Raw genomic sequence first — 22,236 nt, forward strand, 5'->3', positions numbered from 1 at the left:
GGGCCGGCCGCGGTTACCTACCTTGGAGGTTTCATTCCGCCCGTGGCGACATCGACGGTGATGCTGCCGGAAATCCTGACATCGGTGTTGCCGATCTTGAACTGGCCGTTGCCGCTGCTGGGGAACGCGTCGTCGGGCTCGGGCTGTGGGGCCGGCTTGGCAATGCGATAGTCGCCGGTCACGCCGGGCAGGGCCTTCTGCGGCGGCGAGCCATCCTCCGCGACAGCCATGCCGGAGACGAGGCCAGCAATGGCGAGCACGGCGGCGGCGATCACACGATGCGATGGTCTGGACGGATGCGTGTCGGTCATCTCCCGATTATAGGGAGGTGCCGCCACCGGAACCAGACCGGTCTCGTCAAATCTTCGGCAAGCCGAAGAAAATCCGATCCGGCGGAAGAATATCCGATCTGGCTTCGCCTTACGCCGCCTTTTTGCGGGTGTCGAAGACGTGGTCGACAATGCCCCATGCCTGTGCTTCGCGGGCGGTCATGAAATGGTCGCGGTCCAGCGTGCGTTCGACCTCTTCATAGCTGCGGCCGCAATGCTGCGCGTAGAGTTCCGCCATATGCCGTTTGGTCTGGACGATGCGCTCGGCATGGCGCTGGATATCGGACGCCTGGCCCTGGAAGCCGCCCAGCGGCTGATGCAGCAGGATGGTGGCGTTCGGCAACGAGATACGACGGCCCGGCGTGCCTGCCATCAGCAGGAACGACCCCATCGACGCGGCAAATCCCATGCACACGGTCGACACCGGGCAACTGATGTACTGCATGGTGTCGTAGATGGCGAAGCCGCTGGTCACCACGCCGCCCGGCGAGTTGATGTAGAGCGAGATCTCCTTGTCGGGGTTGTCCGACTCCAGCGACAAAAGCTGTGCGCAGACCAGCGCCGAGATGTCGTCGTTGATCTCGCCATTGATGAAGATGATCCGCTCGCGCAGCAGCCGCGAGAAAATGTCGAAGGCGCGTTCGCCGCGGCTCGATTGCTCGATCACCATCGGCACCAGATTGGCAACACCGCTCATTTTGCTTCTCCGATTTTCCATGTTCAGGCCGCGCGCAGCAGCAGGCGCGGTGTGTTCGCGGCGAGGGGCATTCCGGCCCGGCCCAACCCCAGCGAAAGCCGGCAGCCGGCGCCCGCCATGGCGACGGCGGGCATGGCTTTGCGGGCAAAGCCGTCATGGACGATGCGCAGATGCGTGCCGCCGGAAACGGTGCGGGCAAGCGTGAAGGTGACGGTGCTGTCGAGCGGGTCCTGCCGTGTCGCATCGCCCGGGTGCTCGCGCCAGGAATAGCGCAGCAGGCGTTCGGGCTCGGCGTCGAGGATTTCGCATTCGATCGGAGCCTCCGGTCCCGCGAAGGCAAAACGGCTGCCGGCCTGCGGCCTGATGTCGTTCGGCATCATCCAGGCGGCCAGCAATTCCGGCACCGTCAGCGCCCGCCACACCTTTTCGGGCGGCTCGGCAAGATCGTATTCGAACTCCAGCGCATCCTGGGCGACTTCGTTTTGGTTTTTGGCGTTCATCGATCCCAATCCTTCACTGGCCCAAACCCTTCACTGATCCATATCCTTCAAAACCGTCTTCAACCTTTCGATACGCTCCGGCCAGAAGGTCCGGTAGCGCTCGATCCAGGAGAGCAGGGGGGCAAGCCCCTGCGGATCGGCGCGGTAGTAGGCATTGCGGCCGGCCCGCCGCTCGACCACGAGGCCGGCGCTGCGCAGCACCGCCAGATGCTGCGACACGGCCGGCTGTGACACCGTCAGGCCGCTGCGCAGTTCCGACACGCTCATCTCTGCCGTGGCGAGACGCTCGAAGACGGCGCGGCGCGTCGGGTCGGCCAGGGCGCGGAAAATCTCTGCTTCGATCATGGCGAAAGCATAAGTCGATACTTATTGATTTGGCAAGTGGCGTTTTGAAACCCATATGCGGGGCTCGGGCATTGCTGCCATTCCTTGACAATCAGCGGCGGTGCATATAGGAACGAAAAGGGAACAAAAACCTTGTGGGAAAAGCCAGCCTTAGCAGGCGGCTGACATTCGCAGCCTGTAAGGTGCTGCGACAAAAATTTGTTTCGGATGAGCGCGGAGAAATATCATGGCGGGTAGCGTCAACAAGGTCATTCTGGTCGGCAATCTCGGTGCGGACCCTGAAATCCGCCGCCTGAACTCGGGCGAGCCGGTCGTCAACATTCGCATCGCCACGTCGGAAAGCTGGCGCGACAAGAATTCGGGCGAGCGCAAGGAAAAGACCGAGTGGCACAACGTCGTCATCTTCAATGAGGGCATAGCCAAGGTCGCCGAGCAGTACCTGAAGAAGGGCATGAAGGTCTATGTCGAGGGCCAGCTGCAGACGCGCAAATGGCAGGACCAGACCGGCGCCGACAAATACACGACGGAAGTCGTGCTGCAGAAATTCCGTGGCGAGCTGCAGATGCTCGACGCGCGCGGTCAGGGCGAGGGTGGCCAGGTCGGTGGCTATTCCGGCGGCAACAGCCGTGGTTCCGATTTCGGCCAGTCCAGCCCGAACGAGAGCTTCAATCGCGGCGGCGGCAGCGCTCCCAGGGGCGGCGGTGGCGGCGGTTCGTCGCGCGAGCTGGACGACGAAATCCCGTTCTGATCACGACGGGCTCTGATCGAAACGGCGGCCGCCAGTTTTTGGCCAAGCCCAGTTTTGGATCAAGCTTGGATCAAGCATTGTGCCCCGGGAGTCCCAATGGACTTTCGGGGTTTTGCGTTGTCGAATTGAGCGCCGACCGGGCGGTCAAGGAACACGGTGAAGGACGACTTCGATGAAAGCACGCGTGAAATGGGTGGAGGAACGCACCTTCATCGGTGAGTCCGGCAGCGGTCACAAGGTCGTGCTGGGAACCGCGTCCGGCCCGGAAGGCAAGACGCCGGGGCCGAGCCCGATGGAGTTGGTACTGATCGGCACTGGCGGCTGTTCGGCCTATGATGTCGTTCACATCCTTGAAAAGGGCCGCGAGGCGGTCGAGGACTGCGTCGTCGAACTCGATTCCGACCGGGCCGAAACCGAGCCCAGGGTATTTACCCGCATCCACATGCATTTTATCGTCAAGGGCAGAGGCCTCTCGCCGGACAAGGTCAAGCGGGCGATCGACCTGTCGATCGAGAAATACTGCTCTGCCTCGGCAATGCTGGCCAAGACGGCGACGATCACGCATGATTTCGAAGTGATCGATACGACGCAGTAGGCAGTAGGCAGTAGGCAGTAGGCAGTAGGCAGTAGGCAGTAGGGATTACTGTTCAACTCGCCATCAGCGCCTTGATGCCATCCGCCACGAACTGCACTGCGAGCGCCGCCAGGATAACGCCGAGCAGGCGGGTCAGGATCGAACGCCCGGTCTGGCCGAGGATGCGGTCGATGCGCTCCGACAGCACGAACACCAGATAGGTGATGGCGAGGCAGACGAAGATGATGCCGACCAGCGCGGCTTGCGCCGCAAAACCCTGAAACGAGCCGGAGAGCAGCACCGTCGCCGAAATGGCGCCGGGGCCGGCAATCAGCGGGATCGCCAGCGGGAAAGCGGCGATGTTGTGGATCATGTCCTTGGTGATGGCGACGTCGCCGATCTTCTCCTTGCGGTCCTGCCGGCGCTCGAACACCATTTCAAAGGCGATGAAGAACAGCAGAAAACCGCCGGCGACACGGAAGGCTGGCAGCGTGATGCCGAACACCGACAGGATGGAGGCGCCGGCGACGGCGAACAGCGCCATCACTAGGAAGCCGATGACTGAGGCGCGGATCGAGACCTGCTGGCGCTCCTCGCGGTTCATGCCGCGCGTCACGGCGAGGAACAGCGGCGCCAGGCCGGGCGGGTCGATGGTCACCAGAATGGTGACGAAGGCGTTGAACAAGCTGTCGAAGCTCGGCATCTCTGACCCCTCCCGCCGGGCCGAGCCCGTGCCTGCAATTGGTAGAGCAAAGCAGGGGTACTGAAAACAGGCTGTGGCGTGAAATGCTGGCAGGCCAGAGGGGGCGTGAGGGACCGCTACCTTTCATTTCGAACTTCGTTCGCGCGGCGGGCCAGGAATTCGACTTCGAGCCGCCATGTCGTGCCATCGTCGTGCGAACGCTCGCCAAGCCAGCGGAAGCTGTCTTCGGTGATGCGCGAAAAACTCCAGCGCACCGAGGAGCCGGTGCCGTCGGCGCCGACCTGCACGATCGTGTCGCCCTCGGCGCGGCCAAGCTGGCGGCTGAAGTACTGGTTGCGCGGATCGCTCCAGAAGATGTGCCAGGCGTCCGCGGCGGGATCATAGACCCGCAGCGTCGTGCCATAGAACGTCCATTTGCCGAGCGAAGGCTGGGAGCCAATGTTCCGTGCGGGCAGGATCCAGACGTCCTGGATGGCGCGGCCTTCCAGCACCCAGCCGAAATGCACCTCGCCACGCCCGGTCAGCACCGTGCCGTCCTCGAGGTGGCGCGAGGCGTCGAATGTCCAGGCACCGACGAAGCGGCCGTAAAGATTGAGTTTTTCGGCAAGCCCGCCGATCGGTCCGGGGCTGTGCAGTGCTTCGGCAAAGGGGTCGAACATGGCCGTGGTCTCTTTTTGTCAGGAGACCGTGAGGATTAGCCGGTGACGGGGTTCTGGGCTTGGGAAAAATTGCTATATTTCGGCCCATGATGGCCACAACGCATACGCTCGCATTTGGACCTGGCTGGTGGCGGATGTGATCTGCACGGCCGGCGCCGGCGACCGGCCGTTTGAGGAGGCGCATCGGGATTTTTGTGTCGCGGCGGTGACCAGCGGCACGTTCCGCTACCGCGCGCAGCAAGGCACCGCGATGCTGGCACCCGGCGCGCTGCTGCTCGGCAATCCCGGCACCTGCTACGAATGCGGTCACGAACATGTCGGCGGCGACCGTTGCCTCTCGTTCCATTTCAGGCCGGACTACATGGAACGGATCGTGGCCGATGTGCCAGGCGCCAGGAAACCTGCCTTCGACGCGCCACGCCTGCCGCCTTTGCCGGCGTTGGCACCATTGTTGGCCGAGGCGGAAGCCGCGCGCGAAATGGCCGACAAGGACGCCTTCGAGGAATTGTCCGTGCGCATTGCCGCTGCCGCAGTCGCCACGGTTTCCAGCGCCACGCCTGCCAGGCGCGCCCCGAGCCGCCGCGACCAGAAGCGGGTGGCCGAGGCGGTGCGGCGCATCGAGCTGGATGCCGACGGGCCGGTTTCGCTTTCAGTGTTGGCCGATGAAACGGCGACCAGTCCCTATCATTTCCTGCGCACCTTCCGGCAGATCGCCGGCATGACGCCCTATCAGTTCCTGCTCAAGACCCGGCTGCACCGCGCGGCGGTGCGGCTGCGCATGTCGAACGATACGATCTCGGCGATCGCCTTCGAGGCTGGCTTCAACGATCTGTCGACTTTCAACCGCCGTTTCCGGCGCATCATGGGCGAGACGCCGGGCAACTATCGCGGTCGCCGATCAAGCGCCCTGGCAAGCGGGCGTCTCGGCTGAAGCGGGCTCAGTCCGACGTCGGCACGTACCGCCAACCTGCGATCAGTCGCCGTCGAGATCGCGGCGCAGCCACCCGCTCAGCGCTCGCAAGGCAGCCACGGGCTCCAAATTCAGCGCGTCCGCGGCTTTCGTGCGGCGAAGTTGGTACCTTGTCGGCTTTTGCCTTGGCGGCCAAAAGCGTTGTGGCCATATCGTCGCAATTAGCGGTATCCTTTTGAAATTACCACCAAAAATGACACTGGAAAAGTGCCGCGAATATTGGAGTTTCGGCCGTGCTTCCTATATAAGCGTCAAGTGATTCCTGATTAGATTGTGATCCGATTTGACCGACCAAAAAACACCGCGCGGCGCCGACGGCGGCCCTACCGGCATCGAGCCGATCTCCATCATCGAGGAGATGCAGAGCTCCTACCTGTCTTACGCCATGAGCGTGATCGTCAGCCGTGCGCTGCCCGATGTGCGCGATGGTCTCAAGCCGGTGCATCGCCGCATTCTCTATGCGGCGCATGAGAGCGGCTACCACTGGAACCGCAAATACGTGAAGTCGGCACGCCCGGTCGCCGATGTGATGGGTAAATACCATCCGCATGGCGATGCCTCGATCTATGACGCCTTGGTGCGCATGGCGCAGGATTGGTCGCTGCGCGTGCCGCTGATCGACGGGCAGGGCAATTTCGGCTCGATCGACGGCGATCCGCCGGCGGCGATGCGCTACACCGAATCGCGCCTGACCAAGGTCGCGCATGAATTGCTGGAGGACATCGACAAGGACACCGTCGATTTCCAGGACACGTATGATGCGTCTGACACCGAGCCGAAGGTGCTGCCGGCGCGCTTCCCCAACCTTCTGGTCAACGGTTCCGGCGGCATTGCGGTCGGCATGGCCACCAACATTCCGCCGCACAATCTGAGCGAAGTCTGCAACGGCGCGATCGCCATCATCGACAATCCGGCGATCGACTTGCCGGCGCTGATGGAGATCATTCCGGGGCCGGATTTCCCCACCGGCGGCATCGTGCTTGGCCGTTCCGGCATCTACAGCGCCTATGCGACCGGCCGCGGTTCCATCGTCATGCGCGGCAAGGTCAACATCGAACAGCGCGGCAACGACCGTGAATCGATCATCATCACCGAGGTTCCCTACCAGGTGAACAAGGCCTCGATGATCGAGAAGATGGCCGAACTGGTGCGCGACAAGCGCATCGAGGGAATTTCCGACATCCGTGACGAAAGCGACCGCCAGGGCTACCGCGTCGTCATCGAGCTGAAGCGCGACGCCGTTGCCGACGTCATCCTCAACCAGCTTTACCGCTTCACGCCGCTGCAGACCTCGTTCGGCGCCAATATGGTGGCGCTGAACGGCGGCAAGCCGGAAGTGATGAACCTGACCGATATGCTGAGGGCGTTCGTCTCCTTCCGCGAAGAGGTGATCACGAGGCGCACGAAATTCCTGCTGCGCAAGGCGCGCGACCGCGCCCATGTGCTGGTGGGTCTGGCCATCGCCGTCGCCAACATCGACGAAGTGATCAAGCTGATCCGCACCGCGCCGGATCCGCAGACGGCGCGTGAGCAGTTGATGGAGCGGCGCTGGCCGTCGGGCGATGTCGAGTCGCTGATCCTTTTGATCGACGATCCGCGCCATCGCATCAACGAGGACGGCACTTACAATCTGTCCGAGGAACAGGCGCGCGCCATCCTCGAACTGCGCCTGCAGCGCCTGACGGCACTTGGCCGCGACGAAATCGCCGACGAATTGAACTCGATCGGCACCGAAATCATTGATTATCTGGACATTTTGTCGTCCCGCGCGCGGGTCCAGCAGATCGTCAAGGACGAGCTTGCCGCCGTGCGCGACGAGTTCGGCACGCCACGCCGCACCGAACTCACCGACGGCGGCGCGGACATGGAAGACGAGGACCTGATCCAACGCGAGGACATGGTCGTGACGGTGAGCCATTCCGGCTACATCAAGCGCGTGCCGCTTTCGCTCTACCGGGCGCAGCGCCGTGGCGGCAAGGGCCGCTCCGGCATGTCGACCAAGGAAGAGGATTTCGTGACCCGGCTGTTCGTGGCCAACACGCACACGCCGGTGCTGTTCTTCTCCTCGCGCGGCATCGTCTACAAGGAAAAGGTCTGGCGGCTGCCGATCGGCAATCCGCAATCACGCGGCAAGGCGCTGATCAACATGCTGCCGCTGGAGCAGGGCGAGCGCATCACCACCATCATGCCGCTGCCGGAGGACGAGACGAGCTGGGGCGAGCTCGACGTGATGTTCGCCACGACGCGCGGCACCGTGCGCCGTAACAAGCTGTCCGACTTCGTCCAGGTCAACCGCAACGGCAAGATTGCGATGAAGCTGGAGGAGGAGGGCGACGAGATCCTCGGCGTCGAGACCTGCACCGACAATGACGATGTGCTTCTGACGGCGAATTCGGGTCAGTGCATCCGCTTCTCCGTCGGCGACGTGCGCGTCTTCCAGAGCCGCAATTCCGTCGGCGTGCGCGGCATCACCATGGCTGCGACCGACCGCATCATCTCCATGTCGGTGATCGAGCATGTCGATGCTTCTCCGGCGGAGCGTGCCGCTTACCTCAAGCGGGCGGCGTCGGAGCGGCGGCTTGCCGCCGAGACGGCGGGAGAGGAAGAAGAGATCGCGCTGACCAATGAGGAGATCGGCGAGGAGACGGAGCTTTCCGACAGCCGTTACGAAGAGCTCAAGGCGCATGAGCAGTACGTGCTGACGGTGACCGAATATGGCTACGGCAAGCGCTCCTCGTCCTACGATTTCCGCCTGACCGGCCGCGGCGGCAAGGGCATCCGCGCTACCGACGTGTCGAAAACCGCCGAGATCGGCCAGCTGGTGGCGACCTTCCCGGTCGGCAATGACGACCAGATCATGCTGGTGTCGGACGGCGGCACCGTCATCCGGGTACCGGTCAACGGCATCCGTTTCGCCAGCCGCGCCACCAAGGGCGTGACCATCTTCAACACGGCTGAGGGTGAAAAGGTGGTTTCGGTCGAGCGAATTTCCGAACCGCAAGCGGACGAGGAAATCGAAGAAGCCGTCGAGGGCGGTTCCGAGACCAATCTGGCGCCGGACGCCGGCACGGATGGCGCGGAATAACTGCCGCGGCAGGTTCTGGACATAGCAACGCCGGCCTATTGGCCGGCGCGGCAGCAAGTCTGGACTGACTTAGTAGTGACGGTAGGGCTTGCGGGGGCCGAAGCCTTCGAAGCGCTTGGTGGTGGCCTTGACGCGGACCCGTTGCGCCTCCTGATGCAGCCCGAATACTGTGGCGATCAGCATGGCGACGGTCATTGCGGTGGCGAGCATGTAGATCAGCATGTGCGTGTTCTCCTGCGCCTTACAACGGATAGATGGGATTTTGGTTTCATCTTATTAAGGTGCAACCTAGTGAACGCTGCGTGAAGGCTTCGTGATCAGCGCGTTCATTTGTCGTTCATACGGCGGAAAAGGTTCACGGCTTCAGCGCCGATCGGATTTGCCTTTGCGGCGGAGGCTCGCTAGAAGCACCAGCCATGACTGAACGAATTGCCCTCTATGCCGGCTCTTTCGACCCGCTGACCAACGGCCATCTCGATGTGCTGAAAGCATCGCTGGCCGTGGCCGACATCGTCTATGCCGCGATCGGCATTCATCCGGGCAAGAAGCCGCTGTTCTCCTTCGAGGAGCGGGTGCAGCTCATCGAAGCCGCCACCAAGGCCGAATTCGGCAGGGAGGGCGGCCGCATCAAGGTGGTCGCCTTTGACGGGCTGGTCATCGACGCCGCCAGGAGAGAAGGCGCCTCGATCATGATCCGCGGCCTGCGCGACGGCACCGATCTCGACTACGAAATGCAGATGGCCGGCATGAACGAGACCATGGCGCCGGAATTGCAGACGGTTTTTCTGCCCGCCAGCCCGTCGGTACGCACCATTACCGCCACACTTGTGCGCCAGATAGCCTCGATGGGAGGCGACATCCGCCCCTTCGTGCCGGCGGCCGTCGCCGGTGCGCTCACCGCCAAATTCGCAAAATAAGTTTCTCGGAGAAGACCATGCAGCTGAAAAAGCTCGCCTCGTTCCTCGTCGTGCTTGCCGGTCTCGTGACCGCATCGGTCTCGGCCCATGCCGCCGATCCCGAAAACACCATGATCATCACACTGAAGGGCGGCGACGTGACCATCGCGCTGCGGCCCGACCTGGCGCCCAAGCATGTCGCGCAGATCAAGAAGCTTGTGCGTGATCATGCCTACGACAACGTCGCCTTCCACCGTGTCATCGACGGCTTCATGGCGCAGACCGGCGACGTCAAATTCGGCAACATGGAGAAGGGTTTCAACGCCCAGGCCGTCGGCACTGGCGGTTCCGACCTGCCCGACCTGCCGGCCGAGTTCTCGCAGACCGAACACTACAAGCGCGGCGTGGTCGGCATGGCCCGCTCGCAGGACCCGAACTCCGCAAACTCGCAGTTCTTCATCATGTTCGCGCCGGCGCCGCCGCTCGACGGGCAGTACACCATCGTCGGCAATGTAGTCAGCGGCATGGACCTGGTGGACAAGATCAAGAAGGGCGACGAGGCGGACAACGGTACGGTCGCAGATCCCGACCGGATGATCAAAGTGCGCATCGCCGCAGACAAATAAAATTGTCAAATCAATCTGTTTTATCAAAAGGATAACTGACATGGCCGAGATCAAGGACCGCGAGAACGCGCTCATCATGGAAACGACCAAGGGCAAGGTCGTCATCGAACTTCTCCCCGACCTGGCACCTGGCCATGTCGCCCGCATCAAGGAACTGGCTCGGGAAGGCGCCTATGACGGCGTGGTCTTCCACCGCGTCATCGAAGGCTTCATGGCGCAGACCGGGGATGTCAAGTTCGGCAATTCGAGCAAGCCGACCTTTGCTCCTTCCCGTGCCGGCATGGGCGGCTCCGACAAGCCGGACCTGAAGGCCGAATTCTCCAATGCCAACCACGGCCGCGGCACCTGTTCGATGGCGCGTTCGCAGAACCCGAACTCGGCCAATTCGCAGTTCTTCATCTGCTTCGACGATGCCGCCTTCCTCAACCGCCAGTACACGGTCTGGGGCCAGGTCATCGAGGGCATGGACAATGTCGACAAGATCAAGCGCGGCGAGCCGGTGCAGGATCCCGACAAGATCGTGTCGCTGAAGGTCGCGGCCGACGTCAAGTAAGGTAATACGACAATGATGGGCGTCGTCTGGTCGCTTCTCGGCATCCTGTCAGGCGCCTTCATTGCCATTCAGGCGCCGATCAACTCGCAGCTGGCGCGCGGCCTGGGGCTGCCGGTCGCGGCGGCCGCGTTCTCGTTCCTGTCAGGCGCGGTGGTGCTCGGCATCATCGCCGTCATCGTGGTCAAGCTGCAGGGCATCTCGCTCGACTGGAAGGCGCCGGCGCCCTGGCTGTTCGTCGCCGGGGGCATGCTCGGCGGCTTTTACGTCACGCTGTCGACGATCCTCACGCCCCGCATCGGTGCCGCCGCACTGATGGCGTTCCTGGTTGCAGGGCAACTGCTGGCCGGCATGCTCATCGACCGCATAGGCTTCCTCGGTGTCGCGGTGCGTGAAATCTCGCTCGGCCGCGTTGCCGGCGCGGTGCTGCTCTTGGCCGGAGCGCTGCTCGTCCGGCTCTTCTGATGCGTGTCGATCTCTTCGATTTCGACCTGCCGGAGGAGCGCATCGCGCTTCGACCGGCGGAGCCGCGCGACAGCGCTGGGATGCTGGTGGTCAGACCGGGCGAGGCGCTCGACGATCGCAGGGTTCGCGATCTGCCGTCCTTGCTCAGGGCCGGCGACGTGCTGGTGTTCAACGACACCAAGGTCATCCCGGCGCAGCTCAAAGGCATAAGGCGACGCGGCGAGGCGCAGGCGCAGGTCGAGGCCACGCTGCACATGCGCATGGCGCCGGATCGCTGGCTCGCCTTCATGCGCCCGGGCAAGCGCGTTGCCGCCGGCGACCGCATCCATTTCGGCCATGACGGCAATTCCTGTTTCCTCGGCCAGCTCGACGCGACGGTGATCGAAAAGGGCGAGGGCGGCGAGGCGCTGCTCGGCTTCGACCTTTCGGGGCCATTCCTGGACGAGGCGCTGCATGCCGTCGGCCACATACCGCTGCCGCCCTATATCGCCTCGAAGCGTGATGACGACGAGCGCGACCGGGCCGACTACCAGACCATCTATGCCCGGGAGGAAGGAGCCGTTGCGGCGCCCACCGCTGGCCTGCATTTCACCCCGGAGCTGTTTGCCGCGCTCGACGCCAAGGGCGTCGAACGGCGGTTCGTGACGCTTCATGTCGGCGCCGGCACGTTCCTGCCGGTGAAGGCGGACGACACCACCGACCACAAAATGCATGCCGAGATCGGTTCGGTCAGCGCGGCGACCGCCGAGGCGCTCAACGATGCGAAGGCGAGGGGCGGGCGCATCATCGCCGTCGGCACGACGTCGCTGCGCTTGCTGGAAAGTGCCGCGCGTGACGACGGCACATTGGCTGAATGGTCCGGACCGACCGACATCTTCATCACGCCCGGCTATCGCTTTCGCACCGCCGACATGCTGATGACCAATTTCCATCTGCCGCGCTCGACCCTGTTCATGCTGGTGTCGGCCTTCAGTGGCCTGGAGACGATGCGTACCGCCTATGCGCATGCCATCGCCGAGCGCTACAGGTTCTATTCGTATGGAGACGCAAGCCTGCTTTATCGAGCGGAGACGAGCGATGGACGATGATCTGCAAGCCCTCGATCGCGAAAGCCTGATCGCGGAGGTGAAAAAATTGCGCGCCGGCATTCGCGCACACCGCGATGCTTCCGGGCATGATCTGTGCTGGCATCATCCCGACCTCTGGCATCTGCTGCCGGAGAAGACCGAGCCATCCATTGCGGTGCCGCCTTGGCCCAAATTCATGCGCGGCTGCATCCAATATCGCCAGTCGCTCGACAGCCAAGCGCCGGACGCGCCGGTTCATGACAAGGAATTCAATGGCTAAGCCGTTCTCTTTCAAGGTTCTGGCGACCGACGGCAAGGCACGGCGTGGCCTGATCGACATGCCACGCGGCGAAATCCGCACGCCGGCCTTCATGCCGGTCGGCACTGGCGGCACGGTCAAGGCCATGTACATGGACCAGGTGCGCGGCGTCGGCGCCGACATCATCCTTGGCAACACCTATCATCTGATGCTGCGGCCCGGAGCCGAGCGCGTGGCGCGGCTTGGCGGCTTGCACGAGTTTGCCCGCTGGCCGCAGCCGATCCTGACCGACAGCGGCGGTTTTCAGGTGATGTCGCTGTCGAAGCTGCGGAAGCTGACCGAAAAGGGCGTCACCTTCCGCTCGCATATCGACGGCGCTGCCTACGAGATGTCGCCGGAGCGCTCGATCGAGATCCAGGGTCTGCTCGATTCCGACATCCAGATGCAGCTCGACGAATGCACGGCGCTGCCGGCCGAGATCAAGGAAATCGAGCGCGCCATGGAACTGTCGCTGCGCTGGGCCGAGCGCTGCAAGACGGCGTTCGGCGACCAGCCGGGCAAGGCGATGTTCGGCATCGTGCAAGGCGGCGACAACGCGGCACTGAGGGTGCGCTCGGCGCAGGCGTTGAGCGCGATGAATTTGAAAGGCTATGCGGTCGGCGGGCTCGCAGTCGGCGAACCGCAAGCGGTGATGCTGGAGATGCTTGACATCACCTGTCCGGAACTGCCTGACGACAAGCCGCGCTATCTCATGGGCGTCGGCACGCCCGACGACATCCTGAAATCGGTGGCGCGCGGCGTCGACATGTTCGATTGCGTGATGCCGACGCGGGCCGGCCGCCACGGCCTTGCCTACACCAGGCGCGGCAAGGTCAATCTGCGCAATGCCCGCCACGCCGACGATCCGCGCCCGCTCGACGAGGAAAGCGACTGCCCGGCGGCGCGGGATTATTCGCGCGCCTATCTGCACCATCTGGTGCGCTCGCAGGAAGCACTTGGTGCGATGCTGCTGACCTGGAATAATCTCTCGTATTATCAAAAGCTTATGCAGGATATCCGCGCCGCGATCGAGGCGCAGACCTTCGAGGCGCGCGGTGCAGAAATCACCGAGGGTTGGGCGAGAGGCGATATTCCCGTCCTTTGAACGAGCGTGCATCTACCTGACAACGATTGACTGGTCGATTGTCCGGACGCAGAGTCCGGTCGGGGTTAAACCATGACCGTGACTTATGACTTCGGTGGCAAGACCGCGATCGTGACCGGCGGCTCAAGAGGCATCGGCAAAGCCGTTGCCACACAGTTGATACAGTCCGGTGCCGATGTCTGGATATGGGATGCAGATCCCTTGCCTCTCGATGGCGCCCATTGCCAGACTGTCGATGTGACCAAGGCACACCAGATAAAGGACGCCTTGGCCGGGATCATAGCCAATGGCAGGCGGATCGATATCGTCATTAACAATGCAGGCTACCTTGGCAGTTATCGCGGGTTCGAGGCCTTCGATCCGATAGAGTGGCAACGCATCATCGGCGTCAACCTGATGGGCGTTTTCGAAGTCACCCACCAGGTTCTCCCGATCATGCGCAAAGCCGGGAATGGTCGTATCGTCAACATGGGTTCGCTGGCGGGCAAGGAGGGACTGCCGAACCTAGCAGCCTATTCCGCGGCAAGTGCGGGTATCATTGCCTTCACGAAGGCATTGTCGCGTGAGGTCAGTGACACCGAAATCCGCGTCAATTGTGTCGCGCCGGGGCCGATCGACACCGAACTCATCAGGCGCCTTGGCAACGATGTCGTCGACGAGATGATCAACGCCAGTCCGCTCAGGCGTCTCGGCTCCGCGGATGAGGTCGCGGCATTGGTGCTTTGGCTATGCTCCGATGCCAGCGCGTTCAACACTGGAGCGGTGTTCGATATGTCGGGAGGCAGGGCGCGCTATTAAGCGCTCTCTGCTCAGGTGCTCAGCGAATTCGACGCCCGCAAGCTGCAGCCGGTGATTTGGAACGTGCCGTCGGGCTGCTGCTGCAGCGTATAGACCGCCTCGTAGTTCTTGCCGTCGGGTCCGACGATCAGCACCTGCTGGATAATCGAACCCGGGCCCGTCTGCTCGACCTTGCCGAAGGCATAGGATTGTGGCCTGCGCACCGGCGGGTAGCCGTTGGTCACCATGTTCATGAAGGCGTCGACGGTCGGGAAGACCTGCTTCACGTTTGGCGCGGCGAAGCTGTAGGCCCTGGCGCCGTCATTGGCTATGAGGGCTTTCAACTGACCGTCGATGACAGCCTGGCCGGCCTTGATCTCGGCATCGCCGGCAAAGGCTCCTGATATGAAGATGGGTGATATGAAGATGGGTGACATGAAGATGGACGACACGAAGATGAATGGAATGACTGCGAATGCGAAAAAGGCGCGGCGCATGGCCTGTCTCCGTTGTCCCTCGAAAAGGGCTTCCCTCAAAATCGCTGTCCGAAGACGCATCATAATATACGCTCCGCGGCATATCGCGGTTTCAGCGATTGCGAATATTCGCAAAGACGATAACCGAGCTACCGGAAGCTGCGGCCAAGGCTCGGGCCGGCTAAGGTTGGATTCCAACGCTTGAAAGCCCGCCTCCAGTCTGCCAGAAGGGCCGCTTGGACTTGGACGTTTAGCGGGACGAAGCCATGAAGGCGTTTTTCGTGCAGATCAAATGCGAGCAGATCGGAAGAGCACACGTCTGAANGTTTAGCGGGACGAAGCCATGAAGGCGTTTTTCGTGCAGATCAAATGCGAGCTGGGCAAATCCTATGAGGTTGCCAGCGCGCTTGCCGATGCCGAGATCGCCTCGGAGATCTACTCCACCGCCGGCAACTACGATCTGCTCGCCAAGTTCTATGTCGACGATGAGGAAGACGTCGGCCATTTCGTCAACGAGAAGGTGCAGATTCTCCCCGGCATCAAGGATACCTTCACCGTCGTCACCTTCCGCGCATTCTAGCCGCCAAACGCTGTTGCCCGGGCAGGAGGCAAAGGCTGATCAAGGTCATATTTAGGCTGCCTCAATTTTAGGCAGCCGCAAGATACTGATCGCCCGCTTCCCCCAAATCACCGATTGCGCTTGATTTTCTCCAGCGACGCCAGTGAAATGGTGTCACAGGGGAGTACGCGATTGCCAGCGTTCGATGAAATGCTTCCGGAAGTCTCCGGATTGAGAAGACCGTATTCGGCTTACGATCGCTGGCTGAAGGAGCAGGATCCAGCCAGACTTACCGAGAAGATGCAGGACGCCGAACGCGTCTTCCGCAAGACCGGCATAACCTTCGCAGTCTATGGCGAGCAGGAAGCTTCCGAACGGCTGATCCCTTTCGATATCGTCCCACGCATCATTTCAGGCAATGAGTGGCGCCGCCTCACGCAAGGCATCGAACAACGCGTGCAGGCGCTGAACGCCTTTCTCGACGATATCTACCATCGGCAGGAAATCCTCCGAGCCGGCCGCGTTCCCAGGGAATTGATCGCCAAGAACGAGGCGTTTTTGCCGGAAATGATCGGCGTTCGGCCGCCGGCCGGCGTCTACACCCACATTATCGGCGTCGACATCGTCCGCATCAGTGAGGACGAATTCTACGTGCTGGAGGACAATGCGCGCACACCCTCCGGCGTCTCCTACATGCTGGAGAACCGCGAAACGATGATGCAGCTGTTTCCCGAGCTGTTCCAGAAGATCAAGGTGCGGCCGGTGGAGAACTATCCGCAGCTTCTGCGCCAGTCCCTGGAGGCGGTTCGCCCGCAAGGCACCAAGGGTGCGCCGACCATCGCGGTGCTGACGCCCGGCAGTTTCAATTCCGCCTATTTCGAACACGCTTTTCTCGCCGACCAGATGGGCGTGCAGCTGGTCGAGGGGCAGGATCTGCGCGTGGTCGACGGCCATGTCGCGATGCGCACGACCGAGGGCTACAAGCAGATCGACGTGCTCTACCGCCGTGTCGACGATTCCTTTCTCGACCCGCTGACCTTCCGGCCGGATTCGGCGCTTGGCGTGCCAGGCATCATGGATGTCTATCGTGCCGGCAACATCACCATCGCCAATGCGCCGGGCACCGGCATCGCCGACGACAAGGCGATCTATTCCTACATGCCCGAGATCGTCGAATTCTACACCGGCCGCAAGGCGATCCTCGGCAACATCCCGACTTGGCGCTGTTCGGAAGCGGACAGCCTGAAATACGTGCTCGAGCATATCCACGAACTGGTGATCAAGGAAGTGCACGGCTCGGGCGGCTATGGCATGCTGGTGGGGCCGGCGGCGACGAAAAAGGAATGCCAGGATTTCGCCAAGAAACTGGCGGCAAAACCTTCCAACTACATCGCGCAGCCCACTCTGGCGCTGTCGACCTGTCCGATCCTGACCGACAAGGGCCTGGCGCCGCGCCACGTCGATCTCCGACCTTACGTGCTGGTGTCCGACCGCATCCAGATCGTGCCCGGCGGGCTGACCCGCGTCGCGCTCAAGGAAGGCTCGCTGGTGGTCAATTCCTCGCAAGGCGGCGGCACGAAGGACACCTGGGTGCTGGATGATTGAGAGAGCGAATAGGCAGTAGGCAGTAGGGAATAGCCAGTAGTGAGTAGAAGAGGGGACCGGGAAATGCCATATTCCATTGAGATTCAAGCGCTTACTATTCTCTACTCACTATTCCCTACTCACTAGCCCGAAGGGCCTCCCATGCTTCTCGGCCGCACCGCCAACGGGCTCTACTGGATGAACCGCTACATCGAGCGGGCTGAAAACATGGCGCGGCTGGTCGATGCCGGGTTGCGCATGGCGCTGACCCGCACACAGAGCGCGTCGGAAGAGTGGAATTCGGTGCTGCTCAGCGCCGGCTCGGATGTCACCTTCACTCAGAAATACCAGGACTATACGGCCGCCAACGTCTCCGATTTCCTGCTTCGCGACACGTCGAACCCTTCGAGCACGATGTCGTCGATCGAGACGGCCCGCAACAATGCGCGCATGGTGCGCACCGCGCTGACGCGCGAAACATGGGAAAGCATCAACGAAGCCTGGATGGCGCTGAAGCGGATGCTGGCAAGACCGATCGACGAGCGCGACCTGCCGACCGTCCTAGACGCGATCAAGCGCGAGACGGCGCTGATCCGCGGCTCGTTCTACGGCACCATGCTGCGCAACGAGATCTTCGATTTTTCGCAGCTCGGCACCTATGTCGAGCGCGCCGACAACACGGCGCGCATCCTCGACGTGAAATATTACGTGCTGTTGCCGTCGATTTCCTGGGTCGGCTCGACACTCGACAACTACCAGTGGGAATCGATCCTGCGCTCGGTGTCGGCGCATCGCTCCTACCGCTGGGTCTACGACGCCGACTACAAGCCGACCAACATCGCCGATTACCTGATCCTCAATGTGCGCATGCCGCGTTCGCTGACCTTCTGCTATCGCTTCCTGTCGGAGCATCTGAAATTTCTTGGCGACGACTATGGCGAGCGGCATGCCTGCCATGCCACGGCGGACAAAACACAGGCGATGCTGAGGGCCGGATCCATCAAGGATATATTCGACACCGGCCTGCACGAGTTCCTGGCGGGGTTCATTCGCGACAACACCAGGCTCGGCGACGAGATCGCGCAGGATTACCGGTTTTATTGAGCATGATCCCGCAAAGTGGAAACCGGTTTGCGGACAAGATCATGCTTACAAACGGAAAATGACCCCATGCGGCTCAAGATCACTCACCGGACGGAATACCGCTACGATGCGCCGGTGCAATATCTGCTCCAGAGGCTGCGGCTGCTTCCGGTGAGCGGGCCGACGCAGACGGTGCTGTCCTGGGCGCTGAAGATCGAAGGCGCGCGCGAGGAAGTGCGATTTACCGATCACTACGGCAACGATACCAGGCTGCTGAGCGTCGAGGGTGACCGCGACTTCATCACTGTCGAGGCGTCCGGCGAGGTGGTGACGCGCGATACATCAGGCGTATGCGGACCACACCAGGGCTTCGCGCCGCTCTGGCTGTTCGCGCAGGAGACGTCCTTGACCACGATCGGCAACGGCATTCGCGATCTTGCCGAGACCGTCGGCAAGGGGACCGACATCGAAAGGCTGCATCGGCTGATGGCCATCATCTGCGAACGCGTCGCCTATACGCCGGGGACCACCAACGCGACGACGTCGGCGGAAGAAGCCCTGGCGCTTAAGACCGGGGTCTGCCAGGACCATGGCCATATCTTCGCCGCCGCCGCGCGTGCCATGGGATTTCCGGCCCGCTATGTCAGCGGCTATCTGATGATGGACGCGGCTGTCGAGCAGGCGGCAAGCCACGCCTGGGCCGAGGCCCATGTTCCGGGCCTCGGCTGGGTTGCCTTCGACCCAGCCAACGGTATCTCTCCCGACGAGCGCTATGTGAAGGTGGCCACCGGTCGCGACTACCGCGACGCCTCGCCGGTGTCGGGAATTCGCCTGGGACAGGCGGAAGAACTGCTTGCGGTCACCGTCACGGTAGAGCAGTAATCCCGCAAGGATTGGTGCCAGAAGAGATTCCATGACCTATTGCGTCGGCCTCAAGATCGATCGCGGGCTCGTGTTCATGTCGGACACGCGCACCAATGCAGGCATGGATTCGATCTCGACCTTCAAGAAGATGCATGTCTGGGAAGAGCCCGGCGAGCGCGTCATCGTCTTGATGTCGGCCGGCAATCTGGCGACGACGCAGGCCGTGGTCAGCCTGCTGGACGAGCGCACCAAGGCCGTGGCGGACCGCCATGCGACGCTGCTCGAAACGCCGTCCATGTACCAGACGGTGCGGCTGGTCGGCGACACCGTCAAGGAAGTGATCGCGCACTCTTCGCCAGCGGGCGAGAAGGCTGATTCCTATTTCAACGCCTCCTTCATCCTGGGCGGCCAGATCAAGGGCAGCCCGCCCAGGCTGTTCATGATCTATCCCGAGGGCAATTTCATCGAGTCCACCGACGACACGCCGTTCTTCCAGATCGGGGAGACCAAATACGGCAAGCCGATCATCATCCGCGCCTATGAGCGGACGATGAGCCTCGCCGAGACGGTGAAGCTGCTGCTGGTTTCCTTCGATTCGACGCTGAAGTCGAACCTGTCGGTCGGCCTGCCGCTCGACCTGCTTTTCCTGGAGAATGATGCCTTCAAGGTCGGCTTGAGGAAGCGGATCGGCCAGGACGACCAGTATTATCGCACGATCTCCGATGGCTGGTCGAATGCGTTGAAGACGGCCTTTGCCAGCCTGCCGGATTTTCCTGGCTAGGGCGCGTGCGGCGGGCATCAGCCGTTGCATATGCTTCACATGTTAATTAGTAATGGGTTTTGAAAGCCGGACGAAGGGTGCCGGCATTGCGATCGTGTCGGGAGGACAGGATGAACAACAATGATTTCCGGCGATGGTCGCAACGCGCCGCCGAGTGGGGCGCCGACTATCGCGACAATTTGCGCGAGCGGCCGGTGCGGCCGCTGGTCGAGCCGGGCGACATCTTCAGGAGCATAGAAGCCTCGCCGCCCGAAGACGCGGAACCGATGGACAGGATCTTCGCCGATTTCGAGGAGAAGATCGTGCCGGGGATGACGCATTGGCAGCATCCGCGTTTCTTCGCCTATTTCCCGGCCAACGCCGCGCCGGTCTCGGTGGTGGCGGAGTACCTGGTGTCGGCGATGGCCGCGCAATGCATGCTCTGGCAGACCTCGCCGGCGGCGACCGAACTCGAAACGCGCACCGTCGACTGGATGCGCCAGGCGCTCGGCCTGCCGCAGGGTTTTTCCGGCGTGATCCAGGATTCGGCCTCGTCGGCGACACTGAACGCGGTGCTGACCATGCGCGAACGGGCGCTGGACTGGCAAGGCAACAAAAAGGGGCTGACCGGGCAGGCGCGGTTGCGCATCTATTCCTCCGACCAGGTACACACCTCCATCGACCGGGCGATCTGGGTGTCGGGTATCGGCGAGGACAATCTGGTGCGCATTCCGGTCGCCGGCCGTTTTCGCGCCATGGATACTTCGGCTCTCGAAGCGGCGATTATCGCGGACCGGCAAGCCGGCATGCTGCCGGCGGGGATCATCGCTTGCGTTGGCGGCACCAGCACCGGCGGTACCGATGATATTGCCGCGGTCGCCGAGGTGGCGCGGCGGCACGGGCTTTATCTCCATGTCGATGCGGCATGGGCGGGGTCGGCAATGATCTGTCCCGAGTACCGGCATTTCTGGACCGGCGTCGAAGGCGCCGATTCGATCGTCTTCAATCCGCACAAATGGCTGGGCGCGCAATTCGACTGTTCCATCCAGTTCCTGCGCGATCCCGAAAGCCATGTCAGGACGCTGGCCATCAAGCCGGACTATCTGAAGACCCATGGTCACGACGGCATCATCAATTACTCCGAATGGTCGGTGCCGCTCGGCCGGCGCTTCCGCGCGCTGAAATTGTGGTTCCTGCTGCGAGCCCACGGGCTGGAAAACCTGCGCACGATGATCCGCAACCATGTCGCCTGGAGCGAAGGCCTCGCAGCGCGGCTGGCGACAGAGGCGGATTTCGAGATCGTCAGCCAGCCGATGCTCTCGCTGTTCTCGTTCCGGCACAAGGCGGCCCCGGGCGTCGATTCCGACGAACACAATCTGCGGCTGGTCAATGCGATCAACGACGACGGCCGCATCTACCTGACGCAGACGAGGGTCGACGGGCGGGTGGCGATCCGCTTCCAGGTGGGTCAGTTCGAGGCGACGGCTGGCGACGTCGATGCGGCTTTCGCGGTCATCACCGAAGTCGCGCGCGCCATATCCTAATCAAGGCTGTTCTTGATTGCGCAGGAGTTTGCCTTTGCGATCATATGATTTTCGTTAGCCGGCTTGTGCCTTTTCATCGGTTTCGTTTTCAACTATGCTCAAGAAAAACGAAAACGGGAGCTTGCCTAAATGTATTTGTCGCCGCGCCATGCCGAAATCGTCCAGATGGCCAAGGATAATGGGCGCGTGCTGGTCGACGACCTGGCAACCCATTTCAACGTGACGCCGCAGACCATCCGCAAGGATCTCAACGACCTCTGCGACCAGCGGCTGCTTTCGCGCATCCATGGCGGCGCGTTGTTTCCCTCGGGCATAGAGAACATGGAGTACGAGGCGCGGCGCAAGATTGCCGCCGAAGAGAAGGAAGCGATCGGACGCGCGGCGGCCAAGCTGATCCCCGACAACGCTTCGCTGTTCATCAACATCGGCACCACGACCGAGTCGGTCAGCAAGGCTTTGCTCGACCACAACGGTCTCATGGTGATCACCAATAACATAAATGTTGCCAATAGGATGCGCATATATCCTTCGATTGAGGTGGTGATTGCCGGCGGGGTGGTGCGCGGCTCCGATGGCGGTGTCGTGGGTGAAGCGGCGGTCGATTTCATCAAGCAGTTCAAGGTCGACTATGCGGTGATTGGCGCCTCGGCGATCGACCATGACGGCGCCTTGCTCGATTTCGATTTTCGCGAGGTGAAGGTGGCGCAGGCGATTATCGCCAACGCAAGGCATGTCATCCTGGTTTCCGATCAGACCAAATTCGAACGCACCGCGCCTGTGCGCATTGGCCATCTGTCGCAGGTCAACACCTTCATCACCGATCGCTGCGACATCCCTTCGGTGCGCAAGATCTGCCAGGAGGCAGAGGTTCAGCTGATCGAGACGTCGCTCGGCTAAGAGGTTTCACAGCCGTCTCACAGGCTCGTGATATTTCGTTTGACATTCGTTATCAGTTCGAAATAATTCCACCAC

Annotated in this window: 26 protein-coding genes and 1 pseudogene; 19 read left to right on the forward strand and 8 right to left on the reverse strand. The window is 62.0% G+C overall.

What is annotated here, in order from left to right; genetic code table 11:
* Window positions 1–17: 17 nt before the first annotated feature.
* From X743_RS160205 to X743_RS160190, 4 genes are all read right to left on the reverse strand, one after another.
* Window positions 18–311, reverse strand: coding sequence for a hypothetical protein (locus X743_RS160205; protein WP_023764846.1), 294 nt, complete (start codon window positions 309–311; stop codon window positions 18–20).
* A 109-nt stretch (window positions 312–420) separates the two neighbouring features.
* Complete coding sequence (locus X743_RS160200; protein WP_023764847.1) at window positions 421–1,026, reverse strand: ATP-dependent Clp protease proteolytic subunit; 606 nt, start codon at window positions 1,024–1,026, stop codon at window positions 421–423.
* 23 nt (window positions 1,027–1,049) lie between these two features.
* Window positions 1,050–1,526, reverse strand: a complete 477-nt coding sequence (locus X743_RS160195) for an SRPBCC domain-containing protein (protein ID WP_023764848.1) — start codon at window positions 1,524–1,526, stop codon at window positions 1,050–1,052.
* Between the two features lie 30 nt (window positions 1,527–1,556).
* Window positions 1,557–1,871: a metalloregulator ArsR/SmtB family transcription factor gene (locus X743_RS160190; protein ID WP_013895290.1), complete on the reverse strand. Its 315-nt coding sequence runs from the start codon at window positions 1,869–1,871 to the stop codon at window positions 1,557–1,559.
* Window positions 1,872–2,097: 226 nt separating this feature from the next.
* Here X743_RS160190 and X743_RS160185 point away from each other — a divergent pair, with 226 nt between their 5' ends.
* Both X743_RS160185 and X743_RS160180 read left to right on the forward strand, forming a co-directional pair.
* A complete protein-coding gene (locus X743_RS160185; protein WP_013895291.1) occupies window positions 2,098–2,619 on the forward strand; it encodes a single-stranded DNA-binding protein in 522 nt (173 codons plus the stop codon).
* Window positions 2,620–2,791: 172 nt separating this feature from the next.
* Window positions 2,792–3,214: an OsmC family protein gene (locus X743_RS160180; protein WP_023764849.1), complete on the forward strand. Its 423-nt coding sequence runs from the start codon at window positions 2,792–2,794 to the stop codon at window positions 3,212–3,214.
* Between the two features lie 52 nt (window positions 3,215–3,266).
* Here the strand turns inward: X743_RS160180 and X743_RS160175 are convergent, their stop codons facing one another.
* Both X743_RS160175 and X743_RS160170 read right to left on the reverse strand, forming a co-directional pair.
* Window positions 3,267–3,896, reverse strand: a complete 630-nt coding sequence (locus tag X743_RS160175; RefSeq protein ID WP_023764850.1) for a MarC family protein — start codon at window positions 3,894–3,896, stop codon at window positions 3,267–3,269.
* A 116-nt stretch (window positions 3,897–4,012) separates the two neighbouring features.
* Window positions 4,013–4,555: a hypothetical protein gene (locus X743_RS160170; protein WP_023764851.1), complete on the reverse strand. Its 543-nt coding sequence runs from the start codon at window positions 4,553–4,555 to the stop codon at window positions 4,013–4,015.
* Between the two features lie 86 nt (window positions 4,556–4,641).
* On the opposite strand from X743_RS160170, the pseudogene X743_RS01000000168775 reads away from it, so the two are divergent.
* Window positions 4,642–5,486 (forward strand): annotated as a pseudogene (locus tag X743_RS01000000168775) (AraC family transcriptional regulator).
* Between the two features lie 322 nt (window positions 5,487–5,808).
* Complete coding sequence (gene gyrA, locus X743_RS160165; RefSeq protein WP_023764852.1) at window positions 5,809–8,610, forward strand: DNA gyrase subunit A; 2,802 nt, start codon at window positions 5,809–5,811, stop codon at window positions 8,608–8,610.
* A 69-nt stretch (window positions 8,611–8,679) separates the two neighbouring features.
* On the opposite strand, the gene X743_RS1000000170445 is transcribed toward gyrA, so the two are convergent.
* Window positions 8,680–8,832, reverse strand: a complete 153-nt coding sequence (locus X743_RS1000000170445) for a hypothetical protein (protein WP_023764853.1) — start codon at window positions 8,830–8,832, stop codon at window positions 8,680–8,682.
* A gap of 194 nt (window positions 8,833–9,026) precedes the next feature.
* Between X743_RS1000000170445 and coaD the strand changes: the two genes are divergently transcribed.
* From coaD to X743_RS160125, 8 genes are all read left to right on the forward strand, one after another.
* On the forward strand, window positions 9,027–9,527 hold the full coding sequence (gene coaD / locus X743_RS160160) for a pantetheine-phosphate adenylyltransferase (RefSeq protein ID WP_023764854.1): 501 nt from the start codon (window positions 9,027–9,029) through the stop codon (window positions 9,525–9,527).
* A gap of 110 nt (window positions 9,528–9,637) precedes the next feature.
* Window positions 9,638–10,132 carry a peptidylprolyl isomerase gene (locus X743_RS160155; RefSeq protein ID WP_224688010.1) on the forward strand — a complete coding sequence of 165 codons (495 nt, stop codon included), beginning with the start codon at window positions 9,638–9,640 and terminating at the stop codon, window positions 10,130–10,132.
* Window positions 10,133–10,172: 40 nt separating this feature from the next.
* Window positions 10,173–10,685 (forward strand): peptidylprolyl isomerase, encoded by a 513-nt coding sequence (locus X743_RS160150; protein ID WP_013895300.1) that lies wholly within the window; start codon window positions 10,173–10,175, stop codon window positions 10,683–10,685.
* A gap of 12 nt (window positions 10,686–10,697) precedes the next feature.
* Complete coding sequence (locus tag X743_RS160145; RefSeq protein ID WP_023764856.1) at window positions 10,698–11,147, forward strand: DMT family transporter; 450 nt, start codon at window positions 10,698–10,700, stop codon at window positions 11,145–11,147.
* On the forward strand, window positions 11,147–12,235 hold the full coding sequence (gene queA / locus X743_RS160140; protein ID WP_023764857.1) for a tRNA preQ1(34) S-adenosylmethionine ribosyltransferase-isomerase QueA: 1,089 nt from the start codon (window positions 11,147–11,149) through the stop codon (window positions 12,233–12,235). Before X743_RS160145 ends, queA begins: the two co-directional genes overlap by 1 nt.
* A complete protein-coding gene (locus tag X743_RS160135) occupies window positions 12,225–12,494 on the forward strand; it encodes a hypothetical protein (protein WP_023764858.1) in 270 nt (89 codons plus the stop codon). Before queA ends, X743_RS160135 begins: the two co-directional genes overlap by 11 nt.
* The gene (gene tgt / locus X743_RS160130) at window positions 12,487–13,617 is read left to right on the forward strand and encodes a tRNA guanosine(34) transglycosylase Tgt (protein WP_023764859.1); all 1,131 of its coding nucleotides are present in this window, start codon (window positions 12,487–12,489) and stop codon (window positions 13,615–13,617) included. Before X743_RS160135 ends, tgt begins: the two co-directional genes overlap by 8 nt.
* 72 nt (window positions 13,618–13,689) lie before the next feature.
* Window positions 13,690–14,415: an SDR family NAD(P)-dependent oxidoreductase gene (locus tag X743_RS160125; protein WP_023764860.1), complete on the forward strand. Its 726-nt coding sequence runs from the start codon at window positions 13,690–13,692 to the stop codon at window positions 14,413–14,415.
* An 11-nt stretch (window positions 14,416–14,426) separates the two neighbouring features.
* Here the strand turns inward: X743_RS160125 and X743_RS160120 are convergent, their stop codons facing one another.
* Complete coding sequence (locus X743_RS160120) at window positions 14,427–14,891, reverse strand: DUF4864 domain-containing protein (RefSeq protein ID WP_023764861.1); 465 nt, start codon at window positions 14,889–14,891, stop codon at window positions 14,427–14,429.
* 322 nt (window positions 14,892–15,213) lie between these two features.
* Here X743_RS160120 and X743_RS160115 point away from each other — a divergent pair, with 322 nt between their 5' ends.
* The 7 genes from X743_RS160115 (at window position 15,214) to X743_RS160085 (ending at window position 22,161) form a co-directional block, all read left to right on the forward strand.
* Complete coding sequence (locus X743_RS160115; protein ID WP_010909609.1) at window positions 15,214–15,450, forward strand: Lrp/AsnC family transcriptional regulator; 237 nt, start codon at window positions 15,214–15,216, stop codon at window positions 15,448–15,450.
* 171 nt (window positions 15,451–15,621) lie between these two features.
* Entirely contained in the window at window positions 15,622–17,034 is a 1,413-nt protein-coding gene (locus X743_RS160110; RefSeq protein ID WP_023764862.1) for a circularly permuted type 2 ATP-grasp protein, read from the forward strand.
* A gap of 141 nt (window positions 17,035–17,175) precedes the next feature.
* Entirely contained in the window at window positions 17,176–18,117 is a 942-nt protein-coding gene (locus tag X743_RS160105; RefSeq protein WP_013895307.1) for an alpha-E domain-containing protein, read from the forward strand.
* Window positions 18,118–18,183: 66 nt separating this feature from the next.
* Complete coding sequence (locus X743_RS160100; RefSeq protein WP_023764863.1) at window positions 18,184–18,978, forward strand: transglutaminase family protein; 795 nt, start codon at window positions 18,184–18,186, stop codon at window positions 18,976–18,978.
* A 31-nt stretch (window positions 18,979–19,009) separates the two neighbouring features.
* Window positions 19,010–19,741: a peptidase gene (locus X743_RS160095; protein ID WP_013895309.1), complete on the forward strand. Its 732-nt coding sequence runs from the start codon at window positions 19,010–19,012 to the stop codon at window positions 19,739–19,741.
* Between the two features lie 110 nt (window positions 19,742–19,851).
* A complete protein-coding gene (locus X743_RS160090; protein ID WP_023764864.1) occupies window positions 19,852–21,264 on the forward strand; it encodes an aspartate aminotransferase family protein in 1,413 nt (470 codons plus the stop codon).
* A gap of 129 nt (window positions 21,265–21,393) precedes the next feature.
* Window positions 21,394–22,161: a DeoR/GlpR family DNA-binding transcription regulator gene (locus X743_RS160085; protein WP_023764865.1), complete on the forward strand. Its 768-nt coding sequence runs from the start codon at window positions 21,394–21,396 to the stop codon at window positions 22,159–22,161.
* Window positions 22,162–22,236 lie beyond the last annotated feature (75 nt).

Origin of the sequence: Mesorhizobium sp. LNHC232B00 (assembly GCF_000502435.1) — a bacterium.
Classification (GTDB): Bacteria; Pseudomonadota; Alphaproteobacteria; order Rhizobiales; family Rhizobiaceae; genus Mesorhizobium; species Mesorhizobium opportunistum.

Bases quoted from the DNA above. Each gene is read 5' to 3' on its own strand.
- X743_RS160205 (WP_023764846.1), bottom strand. From the start codon at position 311: ATGACCGACACGCATCCGTCCAGACCATCGCATCGTGTGATCGCCGCC.
- X743_RS160200 (WP_023764847.1), bottom strand. From the start codon at position 1,026: ATGAGCGGTGTTGCCAATCTGGTGCCGATGGTGATCGAGCAATCGAGC.
- X743_RS160195 (WP_023764848.1), bottom strand. From the start codon at position 1,526: ATGAACGCCAAAAACCAAAACGAAGTCGCCCAGGATGCGCTGGAGTTC.
- X743_RS160190 (WP_013895290.1), bottom strand. From the start codon at position 1,871: ATGATCGAAGCAGAGATTTTCCGCGCCCTGGCCGACCCGACGCGCCGC.
- X743_RS160185 (WP_013895291.1), top strand. From the start codon at position 2,098: ATGGCGGGTAGCGTCAACAAGGTCATTCTGGTCGGCAATCTCGGTGCG.
- X743_RS160180 (WP_023764849.1), top strand. From the start codon at position 2,792: ATGAAAGCACGCGTGAAATGGGTGGAGGAACGCACCTTCATCGGTGAG.
- X743_RS160175 (WP_023764850.1), bottom strand. From the start codon at position 3,896: ATGCCGAGCTTCGACAGCTTGTTCAACGCCTTCGTCACCATTCTGGTG.
- X743_RS160170 (WP_023764851.1), bottom strand. From the start codon at position 4,555: ATGTTCGACCCCTTTGCCGAAGCACTGCACAGCCCCGGACCGATCGGC.
- X743_RS1000000170445 (WP_023764853.1), bottom strand. From the start codon at position 8,832: ATGCTGATCTACATGCTCGCCACCGCAATGACCGTCGCCATGCTGATC.
- coaD (WP_023764854.1), top strand. From the start codon at position 9,027: ATGACTGAACGAATTGCCCTCTATGCCGGCTCTTTCGACCCGCTGACC.
- X743_RS160155 (WP_224688010.1), top strand. From the start codon at position 9,638: ATGATCATCACACTGAAGGGCGGCGACGTGACCATCGCGCTGCGGCCC.
- X743_RS160150 (WP_013895300.1), top strand. From the start codon at position 10,173: ATGGCCGAGATCAAGGACCGCGAGAACGCGCTCATCATGGAAACGACC.
- X743_RS160145 (WP_023764856.1), top strand. From the start codon at position 10,698: ATGATGGGCGTCGTCTGGTCGCTTCTCGGCATCCTGTCAGGCGCCTTC.
- queA (WP_023764857.1), top strand. From the start codon at position 11,147: ATGCGTGTCGATCTCTTCGATTTCGACCTGCCGGAGGAGCGCATCGCG.
- X743_RS160135 (WP_023764858.1), top strand. From the start codon at position 12,225: ATGGACGATGATCTGCAAGCCCTCGATCGCGAAAGCCTGATCGCGGAG.
- tgt (WP_023764859.1), top strand. From the start codon at position 12,487: ATGGCTAAGCCGTTCTCTTTCAAGGTTCTGGCGACCGACGGCAAGGCA.
- X743_RS160125 (WP_023764860.1), top strand. From the start codon at position 13,690: ATGACCGTGACTTATGACTTCGGTGGCAAGACCGCGATCGTGACCGGC.
- X743_RS160120 (WP_023764861.1), bottom strand. From the start codon at position 14,891: ATGCGCCGCGCCTTTTTCGCATTCGCAGTCATTCCATTCATCTTCGTG.
- X743_RS160115 (WP_010909609.1), top strand. From the start codon at position 15,214: ATGAAGGCGTTTTTCGTGCAGATCAAATGCGAGCTGGGCAAATCCTAT.
- X743_RS160105 (WP_013895307.1), top strand. From the start codon at position 17,176: ATGCTTCTCGGCCGCACCGCCAACGGGCTCTACTGGATGAACCGCTAC.
- X743_RS160100 (WP_023764863.1), top strand. From the start codon at position 18,184: ATGCGGCTCAAGATCACTCACCGGACGGAATACCGCTACGATGCGCCG.
- X743_RS160095 (WP_013895309.1), top strand. From the start codon at position 19,010: ATGACCTATTGCGTCGGCCTCAAGATCGATCGCGGGCTCGTGTTCATG.
- X743_RS160090 (WP_023764864.1), top strand. From the start codon at position 19,852: ATGAACAACAATGATTTCCGGCGATGGTCGCAACGCGCCGCCGAGTGG.
- X743_RS160085 (WP_023764865.1), top strand. From the start codon at position 21,394: ATGTATTTGTCGCCGCGCCATGCCGAAATCGTCCAGATGGCCAAGGAT.